Origin of the sequence: Actinoplanes campanulatus, from assembly GCF_014647795.1 — a bacterium.
Classification (GTDB): domain Bacteria; phylum Actinomycetota; class Actinomycetes; order Mycobacteriales; family Micromonosporaceae; genus Actinoplanes; species Actinoplanes campanulatus.
In genome coordinates, this window is record NZ_BMPW01000051.1 from 1 (window position 1) to 16,091 (window position 16,091).

A 16,091-nucleotide genomic window follows, 5' to 3' on the forward strand; every position below is an offset into this window, starting at 1 on the left:
CGGCAGCACCCGCTCGTCGATCTCCACACCGACCCCGGAAGCCGCCGCGATCTCGTTGAGCGCCGACGCCAGGCCACCCCGGGTCGGATCACGCAGCGCGTGCACGGCGTCGCCGCCGGCCGCCACCATGGCGGCGACCAGCCGGTGCAGCGGCCGGCTGTCGGTGACCAGGTCGGCCTCGAAGCCCAGCCCCTCCCGGGTGCTGAGCACGGTGACGCCGTGCGCGCCGATCGGGCCGGACAGCAGCACCGCGTCGCCGGGCCGGGCGGCCGCGACAGACGGGGCCGCACCGGGCAGCCGGCGGCCCAGCCCCGCGGTGATCACAAAGAGCTGGTCGGCGGCGCCCCGCCCGACCACCTTGGTGTCGCCGGTGACGATCGGGACCCCGGCCGCGGCGGCCGCCGCCCCGGCCGACTCGGCCACCGAGCGCAGCACCGCCAACGGCAGGCCCTCCTCGACCACGTACGCCACGGTCAGCGCCACCGGCATGGCGGCGCGCATGGCCAGGTCGTTGACGGTGCCGTGGACGGCCATCGACCCGATGTCGCCGCCCGGGAAGAAGAGCGGGTCCACCACGTACGCATCGGTGCTCAGGGCCAAGTCGGACTCGCCCACCCGGACCACCGCGGCGTCCTCGAGCGGGCCGCCGGGCGCGGCCGCGCCGAGCGCCGGCACCAGCACCTGTCCGATCAGCTCGGCGGACAGCCGCCCGCCGGATCCGTGCCCGAGCAGCACCCGCTCGGTCTCCGGCACCGGGGCGGGACAGGTGCCGGTGGCCGGGTCAACGTGACGCATGACGATCCTCTCGGCGACGGCCGGCGTTGTGGTAGGCGGCGCAGGTGCCCTCCGCGGACACCATGGGCGCACCCAGTGGCGTCCGGGGTGTGCAGGCGGTGCCGTAGGCGGCACAGTCGAGCGGCGTCTTCGCCCCGGTCAGGATGTCACCGGCCACGCAGTCCGGGTGCTCGCGAACCACGAGGCGGCCCACGTCGAACCGCCGGCGGGCGTCGAAGGCCGCGAACTCGTCGGTCAGGGCGAGGCCGCTGTCCGGGATGGCGCCGATGCCGCGCCAGGTCCGGTCGGTGACCCGGAAGACGCGCCGGATCGCCGCCCGCGCCGCGGTGTTGCCGTCCCGGCGGACCGCCCGGGCGTACTGGTTCTCCACCTCGTGCCGGCCCTGCTCCAGCTGCCGGACCGCCATGAGGATGCCCTCCAGCAGGTCCAGCGGCTCGAAGCCGGTGACCACGATGGGCACCCGGAACTCGGCGGCCATCGGCTCGTACTCGGTCCAGCCCATCACCGCGCAGACGTGCCCGGCGGCGAGGAACCCCTGCACCTGGCAGCCGGGGGCGCGCAGCACCGCGGTCATCGCCGGCGGCACCAGCACGTGGCTGACCAGGACGCTGAAGTTGGTGAGCCCGAGAGTGGCGGCGTGCAGGACGGCCATCGCGTTGGCCGGCGCGGTAGTCTCGAACCCGACGGCCAGGAACACCACCTGCCGGTCCGGGTTGTCGCGGGCCAGCGTCACGGCGTCCATCGGCGAGTAGACGATCCGCACGTCGGCGCCGCGGGCGCGCAGGGCCAGCAGATCGGTACGCGATCCCGGCACCCGCAGCATGTCGCCGAAGCTGGTGAGGATCGTTCCGGGCGTTTGCGCGATGGCCATGGCCCGGTCCAGCACCTCCAGCGGGGTGACGCACACCGGGCAGCCCGGCCCGTGGATCATCCGGATACCGCCGGGCAGCAGCTCGTCGATGCCCTGCCGGACGATGGTGTTGGTCTGCCCGCCGCAGACCTCCATGAGCGTCCACGGGCGGGTGGTGACCCGGCGCAGCTCGGCCAGCAGCAGCCGGGCCAGTTCGGGGTCGCGGTACTCGTCGAGGTACTTCACGGTCCCAGCTCCTGATCGAGGACGTCGCCCATGGCCCGCAGCACCGCCAGGGTGCGCTGTGCCTCGGCGGCGTCGACCACGCTGATCGCGAAGCCGACGTGGACGATCACGTAGTCGCCGGCCGAGGCCTCCGGGGCGTAGGCGAGGCAGACCCGTTTGCGGACGCCGCCGAAGTCGACCGTGCCGACCCGCAGCCCGTCCTCCTGTTCGACTTCGGTCACCAGGCCGGGAATGCCCAGGCACATGTCAACCTCCCCCGGCCAGACGGGCCGCGGCGACCACCGCCTGCCCGTAGCTGATGCCGCCGTCGCCGGCCGGCACGTCCCGGTTGAGCAACGCGGTCAGGCCCGCGGCCCGCAGCGCCGGCGGCAGCGAGCCGGCCAGGATGCGGTTCTGCATGCAGCCGCCGGACAGGCAGACCACCCGTACGCCGGTGCTCTCCGCCGCCCGCCCGCACAGCTCCACGGTCACATCGACAACCGCCCGGTGCACGGCCAGCGCCAGGTCGGCGGCCGGCTCCCCACCGTCGTGGCGCGATAGCAGGTCACCGAGGGTGCCGGACCAGTCGTAGACCCACAGCCCGTCCACCTCGGTCAGCCGCCACGGCAGCGGGGCCGGGCTGCCGGTGGCCCGGTGCGCGGCGGACTCCAGCAGGATCGCGGCCTCACCCTCGTAGCCGTTGTCGTCGCAAATGCCGAGCAGGCTGGCGGCGACATCCAGGAACCGGCCGGTGCTCGAGGCGTACGGGCTGTTCACCCGGCGTTCGATCATCCGCCGGACGACGGTCTGCTCGGCGGCCGGCATCCGGCGGCACAGCGCGGGCGGCGAACCCTGCGGCAGCGGGAACTCGCCGCCGTACAGATAGCCCAGCGCGGTACGGGCCGGGCGGCGGACCGCGGCCTCCCCACCGGGCAACGGCGCGGCCCCGAACCGGCCCAGCCGGCGGAACCCGGTGTACGTGGCCAGCAGCAGCTCGCCACCCCACAGCCGGCCGTCGTCACCGTAGCCGAGGCCGTCGTACGCGATCCCCAGGAACGGGCCGTCGACACCGTGCTCGGCGGCGCACGACACGACGTGCGCGTGATGGTGCTGGACGCCGATCAGGTCCGGTCCGGCGGCGGCCTCCCGGGCGTACGCGGTGGACAGGTAGTCCGGATGCAGATCATGCGCCACCACCTCGGGCTCGAACCGGTGCAGGCGGCTCAGCTGGGCAACGGTCGCCCGGAACGCGGCCAGCGTGTCGGCGTCGGCCAGGTCGCCGCCGTGCGGGCCGACCAGCGCCCGATCCCCGCGGGCCAGCGTGAAGGTGTGCTTGAGCTGGGCGCCGACCGCCAGCACCGGCCGCCGGGCGGGAACCGGCAGAGGCAGCGAGCCGGGCGCGTAGCCACGGGCCCGGCGCAGCATCCGGGCGGTCCCGGCGGCGATGTGCACCACCGAATCGTCGTAGCGGGCCCGGATCGGCCGGTCGTGGCTCAGGAAGCCGTCGGCGATCCCGGCGAGCCGCGTCGCCGCGTCGGCGTCGCCGATCGCGATCGGCTCGTCGGCGCGGTTGCCGCTGGTCACCACGAGCGGCCGGCCCACCGTGCGCAGCAGCAGATGATGCAGCGGCGTGTACGGCAGGAACAGCCCCACCCGGTCCACCCCCGGCGCGACCGCGGCCGCCACCGGGGATCCGGCCCGGGCGGGCAGCAGCACAATCGGACGAGCCGGCGAGGTCAGCATGGTCCACCCCTCCGGGCAGAGATCAGCCACCGCGTGCGCCGCTCCCAGATCGACGACCATCACGGCGAACGGCTTACGCGGCCGCTGCTTGCGATGACGCAGCCGTTCCACCACGCTCGGATCGGTGGCGTCGCAGATCAGCTGGTAGCCGCCGAGACCCTTGACCGCGACGATCCGCCCGACCCCGATCGCACCGGCCGCCGCGGTCAGGGCCTGGTCGGCGTAGGCGGAACGCTTCCCGGCGTGCCAGGTGAGCCGCGGCCCGCACGCCGGGCAGGCCACCGGCTCGGCGTGGAACCGCCGGTCGGACGGGTCACAGTATTCGGCTGCGCAGCGCCGGCACAACGTGAAGCCCGCCATCGCGGTGCGCTCCCGGTCGTACGGCAGGGCGTCCACGATGGTGGCGCGCGGCCCGCAGTTCGTGCAGTTGATGAACGGATACCGGAAGCGGCGGTCGCCCGGGTCGAACAGCTCGTGCAGGCAGTCGTCGCAGGTCGCCAGGTCGGCCGGCAGCCCGGCGAACCCGCCGGTCAGATCGGCGTCGCCGCTGGGCGTGACCCGGAACCCGGGCGCCGGTGCCCCCTCGGCCGGGGCGACGATCACCTCCACCACCCGGGCGGCCGGCGGCGCCTGGTCGCGCAGCGCCTTCACCAGCCGGGTGACGGCCGCCTCCGGGCCGCCCACGTCGATCAGCACGTCCCCGCCGACGTTGCGGACCTCGCCGTCGAGGCTCAACCCGGTGGCGACCCGGTGCACGAAAGGCCGGAAACCGACCCCCTGCACGGTGCCGCGGACCCGCACCGACCAGGCGGTCACGACGGCGCTCCCAGTTCGCAGACGCGTTCGGCGACCGGGCTCACCGCGGCGGCCACCACGTCGCTGAGCCCGGTACCGAAGCCGAATTCCACTCCGTACGCCACCAGCGCCACCAGGCGGCGCGGCAGCCGGTCCAATTCGTGGGCCAGGGCCACGGTGGCGCCCAGCCCGAAGCCGTGGCCGGAGGTCGCCGGTTCGGCGGTCCGCGGCAGGGCCAGCTCGGTCCACTCGCCGGGTGGGCCGCCGCGGGCCACGTCGACCACCACGGCCACGTCCGCGCCGGTCCAGGCCTCCAACATGCGGGCCGGCTCGCCGTCGCTGACCCGCAGGTCGACGCCCGCGAGCCGGGGGTCGTGCCGGCGCCGCTCGGCAAGCTCGGCCACCACCCGGGGGCCGAAACCGTCGTCGCGGCGGTACTCGTTGCCCACCCCGATCACCACCCTTCGTTCCATGGCTCAGCTCCGCTCCACGTGGAGGTCGAGGAAGTGGGTGGCGCAGGAGATGCACGGGTCGTAGTTGCGGATCGCCTGCTCGCACTGGTGGGTCAGGAGGTGGTCGTCCAGGTCGAGCCGGCCGGCCACGAAGCGGGCCAGGTCGTCCTCGACGGCGGCCTGGTTCTGTGCGGTCGGTGGCACGATCCGGGCCGAGGTGACCATCCCGTCGGCGTCCAGTTCGTACCGGTGGAACAGGGTGCCGCGAGGTGCCTCGGTGGCGCCGTACCCGGCGGCAGCGCGGGATGGCACCGGAACCGCGGGAAACGGCGGGGGCTCGTAGGCGTCGATGAGGCGAATCGCCTCCTCCACGGCGTACACCGTCTCCACGGCCCGGACCACGATGCTGCGGTAGGGGTTGCGGCACTGCGTGCCGAGCCCGGCGGCCTCGGCCGCCTCCTTCGCCAGCGGCGAAAGCCACCGTTGGTTGAGGGTGTAGCGGGCGGCCGGCCCGGTCAGGTAGCGGCCGCGGCCGGCCAGGTGGGCGTGCAGGGCGGTGGAGTGCGGCACGTGCTCCTCGACGACGTGCCGTTCGAAGTAGCGGACTCCGAACTCCAGCCCGCCGGTGGTGACGATCGAGCCGGACTCGATGGCGTACCGTCCCGGCTCGGTCAGCGCGAGCATCTCATGGTCGTGGTAGAACGGCGGGAACTCGAACCCGGCCACCCACCGCACGGTCTCGAGCGCCTGGTCGAGGGCGGTCCGCAGCCGCTCCCGCAGCGGCGCCAGGTCGGCCGGTGCCGGGGTCCGGTAGAAGCCCCCCACCCGCACGTTCACCGGGTGGATGGCCCGGCCGCCGATCGCCTCCATCAGGTCGTTCCCGGCCTTCTTCAGAGCCAGTCCGCGCTCCACCAGGTCGCGACGGTCGCGGGCCAGGTCCAGGGCGCTGTCGTAGCCGAGGAAGTCCGGGGCGTGCAGCAGGTAGATGTGCAGGACGTGGCTCTCGATCCACTCGCCGCAGTAGAGCAGCCGGCGCAGCGCCGCGATGGTCGGCGGCACGGTCACCCCGCAGGCGTCCTCGATCGCCGCGCAGGCGCTCATCTGGTACGCCACCGGGCAGATCCCGCAGATGCGGGCCGTGATGTCGGGTGGCTCGGTGTGCCGACGCCCACGCAGGAACGCCTCGAAGAAACGGGGCGGCTCGTAGATCTCCAGGCGCACGTCCTCGACCTCGCCGTCGCGGACCCGGACGTGCATGGCGCCCTCGCCCTCCACCCGGGCCAGTCCCGGCACGTCGATGAGCCGGTCGTGTCGGTGCGTCATGACGTTCCTCCCACCGGTTCCGTGCCGGGGTCGAACAGGCGCCGCATCCGCTCGATGTCCGGCCCGGACATGCCGGTGGACTCCAGCAGCGCCGCCTCGGCCTCGTCGTTGGGTCTCTCGGCCGGGCCGAAACAGCCGAAGCAGCCGCGCCGGAACGCGGGGCAGATCGCCCCGCACCCGGCCCGGGTCACCGGCCCCAGGCACGGCTCGCCGTACGCCACCACCACGCAGACGTTGTTGCGGCGCTTGCACTCGAAGCAGACGCTGTGCTCCGGCAGATCGGGTTTGCGGCCCACCAGCAGCGCGCCGATGGTCTCCAGGAGCTGGCCCCGGTCGATCGGGCAGCCGTGCAGCTCGTAGTCTACGTCGACGTGCGCGGCGATCGGCGTGGACGTGGCCAGCGTGTCCAGGTATTCGGGGCGGGCGTAGACGACCGAGGCGTACTCGGCGACGTCGGCGGAGTTGCGCAGCGCCTGCACGCCGCCCGCGGTGGCGCACGCGCCGATGGTGATCAGAATTCGGGACATCGCCCGGATCTCGTGGATCCGGCGGGCGTCGCCGGGTGTGGTGATCGAGCCCTCCACCAGTGAGATGTCGTAGGGGCCCGGCTCCGTGGCGCGGGTGGCCTCCGGGAAGTGCGCGATCCGCACCCGGTCGGCCACCGCCAGCAGCTCGTCCTCGCAGTCCAGCAGGCTCAGCTGGCAGCCGTCGCAGGACGCGAACTTCCATACCGCCAGGGTCGTCATCACAGCTCCCGAACGTTCAGCAGCGGCTCGGCCACCGGGTAGCCGACGACCGGGCCGTCACGGCAGAGCAGCAGCGGGCCGAGCTGGCAGTGGCCGCACCAGCCGGCGCCGCATCGCATGGCGCGTTCCAGCGACAGCCACACCCGGTCCGCCGCAACACCCCGGTCGAGCAGGGCACGGGCGGTCGCCCGCATCATCACCTCGGGACCGCAGAGGTACGCCACGGCCCGCCCGGCGTCCACCCCGGCCAGCGGGATCAGCTCGGTGACCAGGCCGGACCGGCCCCGCCAGCCGGGTGCGGGCCGGTCCACGATCACCTCGACCCGGACGTGCGTCGCCCAGCGCCGCAGGTCGCCCGGGTAGAGCAGCTCGCGCGGCTGCCGGGCGCCGACCAGGATCGCCACCCGCCCGTAGGCCAGGCGATCGGCCAGCAGGCGCTCGACGACCGGGCGCAGCGGGGCCAGGCCGATCCCGCCGGCCACCACGAGCACGTCGTGGCCGGCCGCCGCGCCGACGTCCCACTGGGTGCCGAACGGGCCACGTACGCCGATCACCTCGCCGGGCGCGGCCGCGCACAGGGCGCGCGTCACCGCGCCGACCGCGCGGATGGTGTGGATCAGCCGGGTGCCGCGGCTTCCGCTCAGCGAGATGGGCACTTCCCCGATCCCGTACGCGGTGAGCATCGCGAACTGCCCCGGCCCGAACTCCGGCAGGCCCTCGCCGGCCCGGTCGAGCTCCAGGGTGACCGTGTCGGCGGTGTCCTCGTGCCGGTGTATGACCCGGTAGGGCCGCGGGATCACCCCGCTCGCGGTGGCGGTGACGACGGCGGTCATGACGGCTCACCGGCCAGGGCGGCCGCCTCACGGGTGATGTCGATGCCGGCCGGGCACCAGGCGATGCAGCGTCCGCAGCCGACACAGCCGGACATCCCGAACTGCTCGTGCCAGGTGCCCAGCTTGTGGCTGATCCACTGGCGGTAGCGGGAGGCGCCGCTGGCGCGTACCGGGCCGCCGTGCACGTAGGAGAAGTCGACGCTGAAGCAGGAGTCCCACTGCCGCCACCGTTCGGCGTGCTCGCCGGTCAGGTCGGTGACGTCGGTGGTGCTGACGCAGAAGCAGGTGGGGCACACCATGGTGCAGTTACCGCAGGTGAGGCAGCGGGAGGCGACGTCGGCCCAGTGCGGGGACTCGCGGTTGGCGGCGATCAGCTCCGGCAGCGGCCCGTCGGGCATGCGGCGCGGCATGGTGGCGGCGGCCTGCTGGACGGCGGTGTCCGCGGCGGCGACGTCGACCGGGCTCGCCGGGCGGGCCGGCAGCCGTTCGAGCAGGTCGGCACCGGCCGGTGAGCCGGCCCGGACCAGGAAGCGGTGGCCGCCGTCGAGCAGCTCGGTGAGGGCCAGGTCGTATCCGCCGGTGGCGGCCGGCCCGGTACCCATCGAGGCGCAGAAGCAGGTCTCGCCCGGCTCGGTGCACTCGGCGGTGACGACGAGGGTGCCGTCGCGGCGGGCCGTATAGACCGGGTCCGGGTGTTCGCCGTGGGCCAGCACCCGATCCAGGACGGCCAGGGCGGCGACGTCACAGGGGTGTACGCCGACCAGGGCGTACCGCTTGGTGGGCGGTTCCGGGCCGGTGGTGGTGACGCCGTCAGGGGTACGGTCGGCCGACCAGAGCCGGGCCCGGGGCGGGTGCAGGAAGGTCTTGACCGATTGCGGGCCGGCGCAGTGGGCGAAACCCGCGTCGTCGTCGCGCCGCCGCAGCCGGTAGTGGCCGGGGCCGGTGTCGGCGGCCCAGCCCCACGGCAGCTCGGCGGCGGTTTCCAGCTCGGCCATCGTAACGGTGCCGTCACGTACGGTCGGGCCGACGATCGTGTAGTCCCGCTCGTGCAGGGCGCCGAAAAGCGCCTCCAGGCCGGTCATGTCGATCAGCTGAGCGGTGTCTCCGGTTCGCATGGCGCCTCCTCGGAGCCTGCGTGCCTTCACCGGGATCGCTGAGGTCCCGCTTCTCACCACCGTGCGCCACCTGCCGGTCACGGCACAGGGCCGGAGGTCCCGTTCCCGCCGTCCGGTCAGCAGGCCGGTACGGCACCGTCACCCTTGTGCCACCACTTGGTGGCTCCTGGTGGCAGGGCCGCTGGTCCCGGTCTGCGGGTTCGGGCACAGCCGGACCGCAGCGACCCCCGGCACGATCCGGGCGAGCTCGGCGACCACGCGGCGCTGCTGCTCGTTCGGATAGTGGCCGGTGATCACGGCGACCCCGGCGTGCACCTCGGCCAGCCACAATCCCGCCCGGCCCGCGTAGTCGTCCAGGCGCACCTGCACCTCGGCGGTGAGCGTCAGGTCGTCGCGGACCATCGCCTTGAGGATGTCGCGGCGGCTGACGATGCCGACCACCGCGCCGCCGTCGACCACCGGCAGGCTGCGCACGTCGTGGTCGAGCATCAGCTGCGCCGCGTCGGCCACGTCCGCGCCGGGAGTCGTGGTGACCGGGTACTCCGACATCACCTCCACCACCGTGCCGGGACGGAAGGTGGGTTCGGTGTCCGGATGCCGGCCCGGATCGGCACCCGGTTCGGCGGGTACCCGGTGCCAGAGCAGATCGCCGTCGCTGACCACCCCGACCAGCCGGCCGTCGGCGCCGAGCACCGGCAGGGCCGTCACGTCGTATGTGGTCATCAGTTCGGCGGCGCTCTCCACGGGCGCGTCGTGCCAGGTGAAGCGGGCCGGGCTGGTCATGATGTCGCGAACGAGCATGATGGTGCCTCCTCCGGGCGGGCATCGCGGCGGCGGCGCCGCGCGCGGTGGATCTCGTCGACGCCCCAGACCAGCAGCGGGAACGGCAGGAGCAACGCCAGCTCGGCGGCGCCGAGAGCGGCCGTGCCGAAGACCGCCTGCAGGGGCGGCAGGTAGATGAGCGCGGCGGCGAAGGCCAGTTCGAAGGCGATGCCGCCGAGCAGCAGCCGGTTGCTGAACACGCCGATGCTCCGCAGCGACGCATGGTCGGTGCGGGACGCGAAGGCGGTCCCGATCTGGCAGGCCACGATCCCGGCGAAGGTCATCGTGGTGGCCCGCGCGTAGGCCGTGCCGGTCAGCTCGGCGCCCGGCTGCCAGCCGTCGCGCCACAGCACGAAGAAGAACCCGGCCAGCACCAACACGGCGGAGGTGATCCCGAGCAGCGCCCAGGCCCGCCACAGCAGCCGGGCGTCGATGACACCGGCCCGGCGGGGTCGCGGCGGCCGGTCCATCAGCCCCGGCTCGGCCCGCTCGCGGCCCAGCGCCAGGGCGGGCAGCGTCTCGGTGCCCAGGTCGATGGCGAGGATCTGCAGGACCGTCAGCGGAAGCGGGACGGCACCGCCGGACAGCGCGAAGATCAGGAAAGGCACGACCTCCGGTACGGCGTGGGCGAAGATGTACAGCACGAACTTGCGCACGTTGTCGTAGACCCGGCGGCCGGCCTCCACCGCCCGTACGATCGTGGCGAAGTTGTCGTCGGTGAGCACCATGGTGGCCGCCTCCCGGGCGACGTCCGTGCCGGAGCGTCCCATCGCGACGCCGATGTCGGCGCGGCGCAGCGCCGGGGCGTCGTTGACGCCGTCGCCGGTCATCGCCACGATGTGGCCCTCGGAACGCAGCGCCTCGCAGATGCGAAGCTTGCTCTCCGGCGACGAGCGCGCGAAGACGATCTCCTCGCCGTCGCCGAGCAGCCGGTCCAGGTCGGCGTCGCTCATCCGTTCCAGCTCCGCGCCGGTGACGACCCTCCGGCCGCCGATGCCGACCTCGGCGGCGATCTCCGCGGCGGTCGGGCCGTAGTCGCCGGTGATGACGTGCACGGTGATCCCGGCCCGGTGGGCGGCGGCCACCGCCTCGGGCACCGCATGCCGGGGCGGATCCACCATGGCCACCAGGCCGAGCAGGGTGAGCCCGCTCTCGGCGGCGTCCCGCCCGGCGTTCAGGACGGCGGGCGCCGCCACGCGCTGGGCGACGGCGAGGACCCTGAGCCCGGTGCGGGCATACCGATCCACGACCTCGGCCGCCTCCGCCCGCGCCGGCCCGGTCAGCGCGGCGAACCGCCCGGCGACGTCGAGGTGGCGGTCGCACAGCGGGATCACCGACTCCGGCGCGCCCTTGACGTACAGATGCCCGCCGCAGACCGTGGACATCCGTCTGGTACGCGGATCGAAGGCGTACAGGGTGGTGCGCGCCCCGTCCCGGTCGGCGGCCCGGACAGGAACGCCGAGGGTGGCTGCCAGGCGCAGCAGCGCCAGCTCGGTGGGGTCGCCACTGTCCGCGGGCGTCCCGTCACCGGCCAGGTGGGCGGTGGTACAGGTGGCCGCGGCCGCGGCCAGTTCCCGCAAGAGCCGGTCGCCGCCCGCGTCCGCGGCGTCCCGTTCCCGGCCGGCCGCCCACATCCGGGTGACCCGCATCCGGTTCTCGGTGAGCGTGCCGGTCTTGTCGGTGCAGATCACCGTGGTCGAGCCGAGGGTCTCCACGGCGGACAGCCGCTTCACCACGGCGCCGGCCCGGGCCAGCTCGCGGACCCCGGCGGCCAGCGCCAGGGTGATCGTGGGTAGCAGCCCCTCGGGCACGTTGGCCACGATCAGCCCGATCGAGAACGTGATCGCCGCGGCCCAGCCGAGCCCGGCGAGCACGCCGATCGGCAGGAACGCCACCCCGGCGGCGACCGCCACCGCCGCGATGATCCAGGTGGCCTTGCGTACCTGCCGCTCCAGTGGGCTGGGCTCGGTGTGCCCGCGCTGCGAAAGAGCGGCGATCCGGCCGATCTCGGTGTGCATGCCGGTGTGGGTGACCACGGCTCTGGCCTGCCCTGCCGTGCAGGAGGTGCCGCTGAAGACGAGCTCCCGGGCCTCCAGCAGAGGGCCCGGGACGTGTTCCGGGTCGGCTGCGCGAACGACCGGCAGGGATTCGCCGTTGAGGGTGGACAGGTCGACCGCCACCGAGCCGTCGATCATCCGGGCGTCGGCGCTGATCCGGTCCCCCTCGGCGATTTCCACGACGTCGCCCGGAACCAGGTCGCGGGCCGGCGCCTCGACCAGTACGCCGTCCCGGTACACCCGCGCCGACAGCGGCAGGAAGGCGGCCAACGCCTCGACGGCGCGTTCGGCCTGCCGTTCCTGGACGAACGCGAAGGCCGCGTTGAGCAGGATCACCGCGACCACGGCCAGCCCCAGCGCCGGGGCGTGGCCGAACCAGGCCAGCACCGCGGCGACCATGAGCAGCACCGCGAGCGGCTGGGTGAACTGGGCCAGCAGCTGTCGCGGCCAGCGCCGCACGTGCCGGCGGGACAATTCGTTGGGCCCGTACACGGTCAGCCGGCGGGCCGCTTCGCGGGACCTCAGCCCTCCGGGCGTGGAGCGCAGGTGCCGGAACAGTTCGGTCGGCGGTTGGCGTTCGTCGACCTCGGCCGGAGCCAGAATGGTCTGAGCCATGACTCCAGCGTTGGCCCGCCCGCGCTCCCCCGGGCAGGGCCGAACGTCCCGGTTCAGCGAGCGCGAGAAGGACACCGGCCGGCGCTCGGCGCCGGCCGGCGCCGTCACTCAGGGATTTCCGCGGACCACCACGACCGGACAGTGCGCATGCTGCACGCACTGCTGGCTGACCGAGCCGATCAGCGCGCCGGCGAGCGGGCTGTGCCCTCGGCTGCCCACCACCAGCAATCCGGCCCGGGCGGACAGGTCGATCAGGACCTGCGCCGGGTGGCCGGGCTCCACTCGTTCCACCACCTCCAGATCCGGCGGATCGTCACCGATCACGCTGTGGACCGCCGTCGTCAGGACCTTGCCCGCGGTGGCGTCCAGATCGTCCTCGTACGGGACGCCTGGCAGGTCCCATCCGTAACAGGACGGGACCTGCCAGGCGGTCACCGTGTGCAGACGACCGCCGGTCAACCGTGCCTGCCGGGCCGCCCATCGCAACGCGGCCCGGGCCGACGGGGAACCGTCCACGCCGACCACCACGTCACCGAGCCGCACATCGGACGGAGCATGTTCGTCGAAACCGTGCCATCACCCACCTCCCGTTGTGAAGTCGGTTGTCACGATGCCCGTCGCGGCGGGCCCGGAGCAGGGCCCAACGGCCCTGCCGATCCCGTCCGTCCCGTGCCCACAGTGAGGTGACAGCGGAAGGTGTACACCATGACCGTGATCTGGCTGATCGTCTGGCTGATCCAGGGCACCCCGGACGTCGTCTCGTGGGGCCCGTGGAACTCCTGGGGCGTCGCTCTCTTCGTCTGCCTCGCCATCGACCTGCTCGGAGCGCTCGGCCGACGCGGCCGAGGCGCGCGTGTGAGGGGAGGACGGCCATGCTGACCCCGGCCGTCGTCGTGGGAACCGACGGCACCGAACACGGCACGGCCGCCGTACGGTGGGCCGCGCTCGAGGCCGGCCGCCGCCGGCTGCCGCTCCGCATCGTGCACGTGCTGGACTGGGACTGGTCCGTGAGCCGGTACGACTACCAGGGCGAGCACGTCGACGCGGCCCGCCGATCGGCCGGGTCCCGCCGGCCGGGATCCAGACACCGGAACAGGACTCCGCCGAACGCGAGCGGCTGGTCAGGCAGCTGGCGCCGTGGCGGGCGAAGCACCCCGACGTGTGGGTGGAGGCCCTGGTGTCACACGACCAGCGCCGCCTCCGTACTGGCGGAGGTGTCGCACGGCACTCAGCTGATCGTGGTCGGCGGCCACGGGCACGGCACCGTCCTCGGCTCCACCGGCCTGCAACTGCTGCACCACGCGGACTGCCCCGTGCTCGTCGTGCGGCGGGGCACGAACGGGAGGACATCATGAAGGCACATGTCGGCGACCGCGTCGTGGTCGAGGCCGTCCGTTTCGGCGGCGAACGGCGGATCGGCATCATCACCACCGTCGAACACACCGACGGCACCCCGCCGTATCGGGTGCATTGGCTCAACGACGGCCGTACCACCCTGCTCTTCCCTGGCCCGGAGACGCACATCGAGCCCGCGCGGTGAGGACGGGGAGCGGGGCCGGGATCTCCGGGGATCCCGGCCCCGCATCACGCCCGTCCCGGCCTGCTCAGCAGCTCAGGTACACGGGGCGGTGAACCATCGCCTCGATGTCGGCGGATGGCACGTTCAGCAGTTGGTAGGCCAGGTCGGTCAGGGCCCGCGCGCTTGCGAGTTCGTCGCCGATCTCCGGAACCTCCCGGTCACGAAACGACCGGTAGGCGACACCGACGCCACGCACCTGAGGACGGGCCTTCGTGCGCAGGACGGCGACGGCACGGGTACGGTCCTCGTCCTCGTGTTCGTCGATGGTGATCTCGACCGTCCAGGTCCGGGTATGCGTCATCACGCACCTCCTCACGGTCTCTCCTCCCATACCATCGCGCGGCGCCGTTCGTACACAGTGCTGTTGGACCCGGTCCGAAGCCCGATGTGCCCTGGTAACCGGGCGGCGGACCGGTGATGGTGGATGCAGCGAGCCGGAAGGGCGGTGCGTCGTGACCGTGCTCAACGAGGCGGAGATGTTGCAGACCCACGCCGCGGTGCTGGTCTTCCTGGGGGAACACGCCCACAAGATCAAAAAGCCGGTCGATCTGGGCTTCCTCGACTATCGCCGGCGCGCCGACCGGTTCCGGGCCTGTCATCGCGAGGTCCGCCTCAACCGGCGCCTGGCCCCGGACGTCTATCTGGGCGTCGCCGACATCCTCGGCCCGGACGGTCTGCCCTGCGACCACATGGTGGTGATGCGCCGGATGCCGGCCGCCCGCCGCCTGTCCACGCTGGTCCGGCAGGGTGCCCCGATCGACGGCGAACTGCGCCGGCTGGCCCGGGTGATGGCCGTCTTCCACGGCGCCGCCCGGCGCGGTCCGGCGATCGACGCCGAGGGCACGCAGGCGGCGCTGCGCGGCCGCTGGGACGCCACCTTCGACCAGTTGCGCCGCTTTCACGGCGGGGTGTTGGACGCGGACGCGGCAGCCGAGGTGGAATGGCGGGTCCACGAGTTCCTGGACGGCCGGGACCGGCTGTTCACCGACCGGATCGTCCGCGGGCGCATCGTGGATGGTCACGGTGACCTGCTCGCCGACGACATCTTCCTGCTCGACGACGGGCCCCGGATCCTGGACTGCCTGGAGTTCGACGACCGGCTGCGCTACCTCGACGGGCTCGACGACGCCGCGTTCCTGGCGATGGACCTGGAACATCTCGGCGCACCCGCTCTGGCCGGACGGTTCCTCGACTGGTACGCCCAATTCAGCGGCGACCCGGCCCCGGAGCCGCTGCGGCGCCACTACCTCGCCTACCGTGCGTTCGTGCGGGCGAAGGTCGCCTGTCTGCGGCACGAACAGGGCAACCCGGACGCGGCCGCCGACGTCGTCGCCTACACCCACATCACGCTGCGCCACCTGCGAGCCGGCACGACACGGCTCATCCTGATCGGCGGCCCGCCAGCAGCCGGCAGGACGGCCCTGGCCGGGCGGCTCGCCGACCACCTGGGCGCGACCGTGCTGAGCGGCGACCGAATCCGCAGGGAACTGGCCGGCCTGGACCCGGCGACGAGCGCGGCCACCGGCTTCGGGCAGGGCGTCTACACCCGAGAGTGGACGGACCGCACCTACGCCGAGCTGAGCTGGCGGGCCCGCCGTCTGCTCCAGTACGGGCAGTCCGTGATCCTGGACGCCTCGTGGGCCCGGGACCGGCACCGCGAGGCCGCCCGCGCCCTGGCGGCGTGCACCCGCAGCGCGCTGACCGAGCTGCGCTGCGCCGCCCCGGCGCAGGAGATGCACCGGGAACCGCTTTCCCCCGCCGATGACCTGGTCACCGCTCTGCTGGCGGCCGAGGCCGCCCCCTGGCCGGAGGCTCGGGAAATCGCGACCGGCACAGGCGGCGGCGATGTCACGCACGCGCTGGCCGCCGTCGTCGACGACCGGCCGATGGTGACCGCCGGCCGATGACCCGTACGCCGCGGGTCAGCGCCCCGGGCTGTCCACGGCGACGCTGGTCCAGTCCGGCAGCAGCACCTCGGCGATCGCCCGGCGCGGGGTGCGGCCCGCCGGCTCCGGCTCGTGACGTGGCTTGCCCCGGATCTGCCGGTCAGCGGCCGGCCGACGACTCCGGGCCGAACGGCGGCCTCGGCCCTGGGGAGTCGGCCCCGAAGGGCTGCCGCGGCCCCCGGAACTCGCGGTCGT

18 protein-coding genes are annotated in these 16,091 nt (G+C 73.6%); 4 read left to right on the forward strand and 14 right to left on the reverse strand.

What is annotated here, in order from left to right:
• The 12 genes from hypE to IEZ13_RS45605 form a co-directional block, all read right to left on the reverse strand.
• A partial coding sequence (gene hypE / locus IEZ13_RS45550) for a hydrogenase expression/formation protein HypE (protein ID WP_189285794.1) occupies window positions 1–795 on the reverse strand: 795 nt, incomplete at its 3' end.
• Complete coding sequence (gene hypD, locus IEZ13_RS45555) at window positions 782–1,891, reverse strand: hydrogenase formation protein HypD (RefSeq protein WP_183227327.1); 1,110 nt, start codon at window positions 1,889–1,891, stop codon at window positions 782–784. The genes hypD and hypE, both read right to left, overlap by 14 nt.
• Window positions 1,888–2,136 (reverse strand): HypC/HybG/HupF family hydrogenase formation chaperone, encoded by a 249-nt coding sequence (locus IEZ13_RS45560; RefSeq protein ID WP_183227329.1) that lies wholly within the window; start codon window positions 2,134–2,136, stop codon window positions 1,888–1,890. Before IEZ13_RS45560 ends, hypD begins: the two co-directional genes overlap by 4 nt.
• Window position 2,137: 1 nt before the next feature.
• Complete coding sequence (gene hypF / locus IEZ13_RS45565; RefSeq protein WP_183227331.1) at window positions 2,138–4,429, reverse strand: carbamoyltransferase HypF; 2,292 nt, start codon at window positions 4,427–4,429, stop codon at window positions 2,138–2,140.
• On the reverse strand, window positions 4,426–4,881 hold the full coding sequence (locus tag IEZ13_RS45570; RefSeq protein WP_183227332.1) for a hydrogenase maturation protease: 456 nt from the start codon (window positions 4,879–4,881) through the stop codon (window positions 4,426–4,428). The genes hypF and IEZ13_RS45570 overlap by 4 nt, the downstream gene beginning before the upstream one ends.
• A gap of 3 nt (window positions 4,882–4,884) precedes the next feature.
• Window positions 4,885–6,183: a Ni/Fe hydrogenase subunit alpha gene (locus IEZ13_RS45575; protein ID WP_183227334.1), complete on the reverse strand. Its 1,299-nt coding sequence runs from the start codon at window positions 6,181–6,183 to the stop codon at window positions 4,885–4,887.
• Entirely contained in the window at window positions 6,180–6,929 is a 750-nt protein-coding gene (locus tag IEZ13_RS45580) for an NADH-quinone oxidoreductase subunit B family protein (protein WP_183227336.1), read from the reverse strand. Before IEZ13_RS45580 ends, IEZ13_RS45575 begins: the two co-directional genes overlap by 4 nt.
• On the reverse strand, window positions 6,929–7,762 hold the full coding sequence (locus IEZ13_RS45585; RefSeq protein ID WP_183227338.1) for an FAD/NAD(P)-binding protein: 834 nt from the start codon (window positions 7,760–7,762) through the stop codon (window positions 6,929–6,931). The genes IEZ13_RS45580 and IEZ13_RS45585 overlap by 1 nt, the downstream gene beginning before the upstream one ends.
• Window positions 7,759–8,877 carry a 4Fe-4S dicluster domain-containing protein gene (locus IEZ13_RS45590; RefSeq protein WP_183227340.1) on the reverse strand — a complete coding sequence of 373 codons (1,119 nt, stop codon included), beginning with the start codon at window positions 8,875–8,877 and terminating at the stop codon, window positions 7,759–7,761. The genes IEZ13_RS45585 and IEZ13_RS45590 overlap by 4 nt, the downstream gene beginning before the upstream one ends.
• 138 nt (window positions 8,878–9,015) lie before the next feature.
• Window positions 9,016–9,678, reverse strand: coding sequence for a CBS domain-containing protein (locus IEZ13_RS45595; RefSeq protein WP_183227341.1), 663 nt, complete (start codon window positions 9,676–9,678; stop codon window positions 9,016–9,018).
• A complete protein-coding gene (locus IEZ13_RS45600) occupies window positions 9,657–12,371 on the reverse strand; it encodes a cation-translocating P-type ATPase (RefSeq protein WP_183227343.1) in 2,715 nt (904 codons plus the stop codon). Before IEZ13_RS45600 ends, IEZ13_RS45595 begins: the two co-directional genes overlap by 22 nt.
• Before the next feature lie 108 nt (window positions 12,372–12,479).
• Window positions 12,480–12,914, reverse strand: coding sequence for a universal stress protein (locus IEZ13_RS45605; RefSeq protein ID WP_203834139.1), 435 nt, complete (start codon window positions 12,912–12,914; stop codon window positions 12,480–12,482).
• Window positions 12,915–13,076: 162 nt separating this feature from the next.
• Here IEZ13_RS45605 and IEZ13_RS45610 point away from each other — a divergent pair, with 162 nt between their 5' ends.
• Genes IEZ13_RS45610 through IEZ13_RS45620 form a run of 3 tightly spaced genes read left to right on the forward strand, consistent with a single transcriptional unit; the run spans window position 13,077 to window position 13,911 of the window.
• On the forward strand, window positions 13,077–13,250 hold the full coding sequence (locus IEZ13_RS45610) for a hypothetical protein (protein ID WP_183227346.1): 174 nt from the start codon (window positions 13,077–13,079) through the stop codon (window positions 13,248–13,250).
• Window positions 13,244–13,726, forward strand: a complete 483-nt coding sequence (locus tag IEZ13_RS45615; RefSeq protein ID WP_229795799.1) for a universal stress protein — start codon at window positions 13,244–13,246, stop codon at window positions 13,724–13,726. The genes IEZ13_RS45610 and IEZ13_RS45615 overlap by 7 nt, the downstream gene beginning before the upstream one ends.
• The gene (locus tag IEZ13_RS45620) at window positions 13,723–13,911 is read left to right on the forward strand and encodes a DUF1918 domain-containing protein (RefSeq protein WP_183227348.1); all 189 of its coding nucleotides are present in this window, start codon (window positions 13,723–13,725) and stop codon (window positions 13,909–13,911) included. The genes IEZ13_RS45615 and IEZ13_RS45620 overlap by 4 nt, the downstream gene beginning before the upstream one ends.
• A gap of 64 nt (window positions 13,912–13,975) precedes the next feature.
• On the opposite strand, the gene IEZ13_RS45625 is transcribed toward IEZ13_RS45620, so the two are convergent.
• Window positions 13,976–14,251, reverse strand: a complete 276-nt coding sequence (locus IEZ13_RS45625) for a DUF1876 domain-containing protein (protein WP_183227350.1) — start codon at window positions 14,249–14,251, stop codon at window positions 13,976–13,978.
• A gap of 151 nt (window positions 14,252–14,402) precedes the next feature.
• Here IEZ13_RS45625 and IEZ13_RS45630 point away from each other — a divergent pair, with 151 nt between their 5' ends.
• Window positions 14,403–15,857, forward strand: a complete 1,455-nt coding sequence (locus IEZ13_RS45630; RefSeq protein ID WP_203834138.1) for a bifunctional aminoglycoside phosphotransferase/ATP-binding protein — start codon at window positions 14,403–14,405, stop codon at window positions 15,855–15,857.
• 15 nt (window positions 15,858–15,872) lie between these two features.
• Here IEZ13_RS45630 and IEZ13_RS47345 read toward each other — a convergent pair.
• Window positions 15,873–16,091: hypothetical protein (locus IEZ13_RS47345; RefSeq protein ID WP_229795800.1), on the reverse strand; the 219-nt coding region annotated here is incomplete at its 5' end.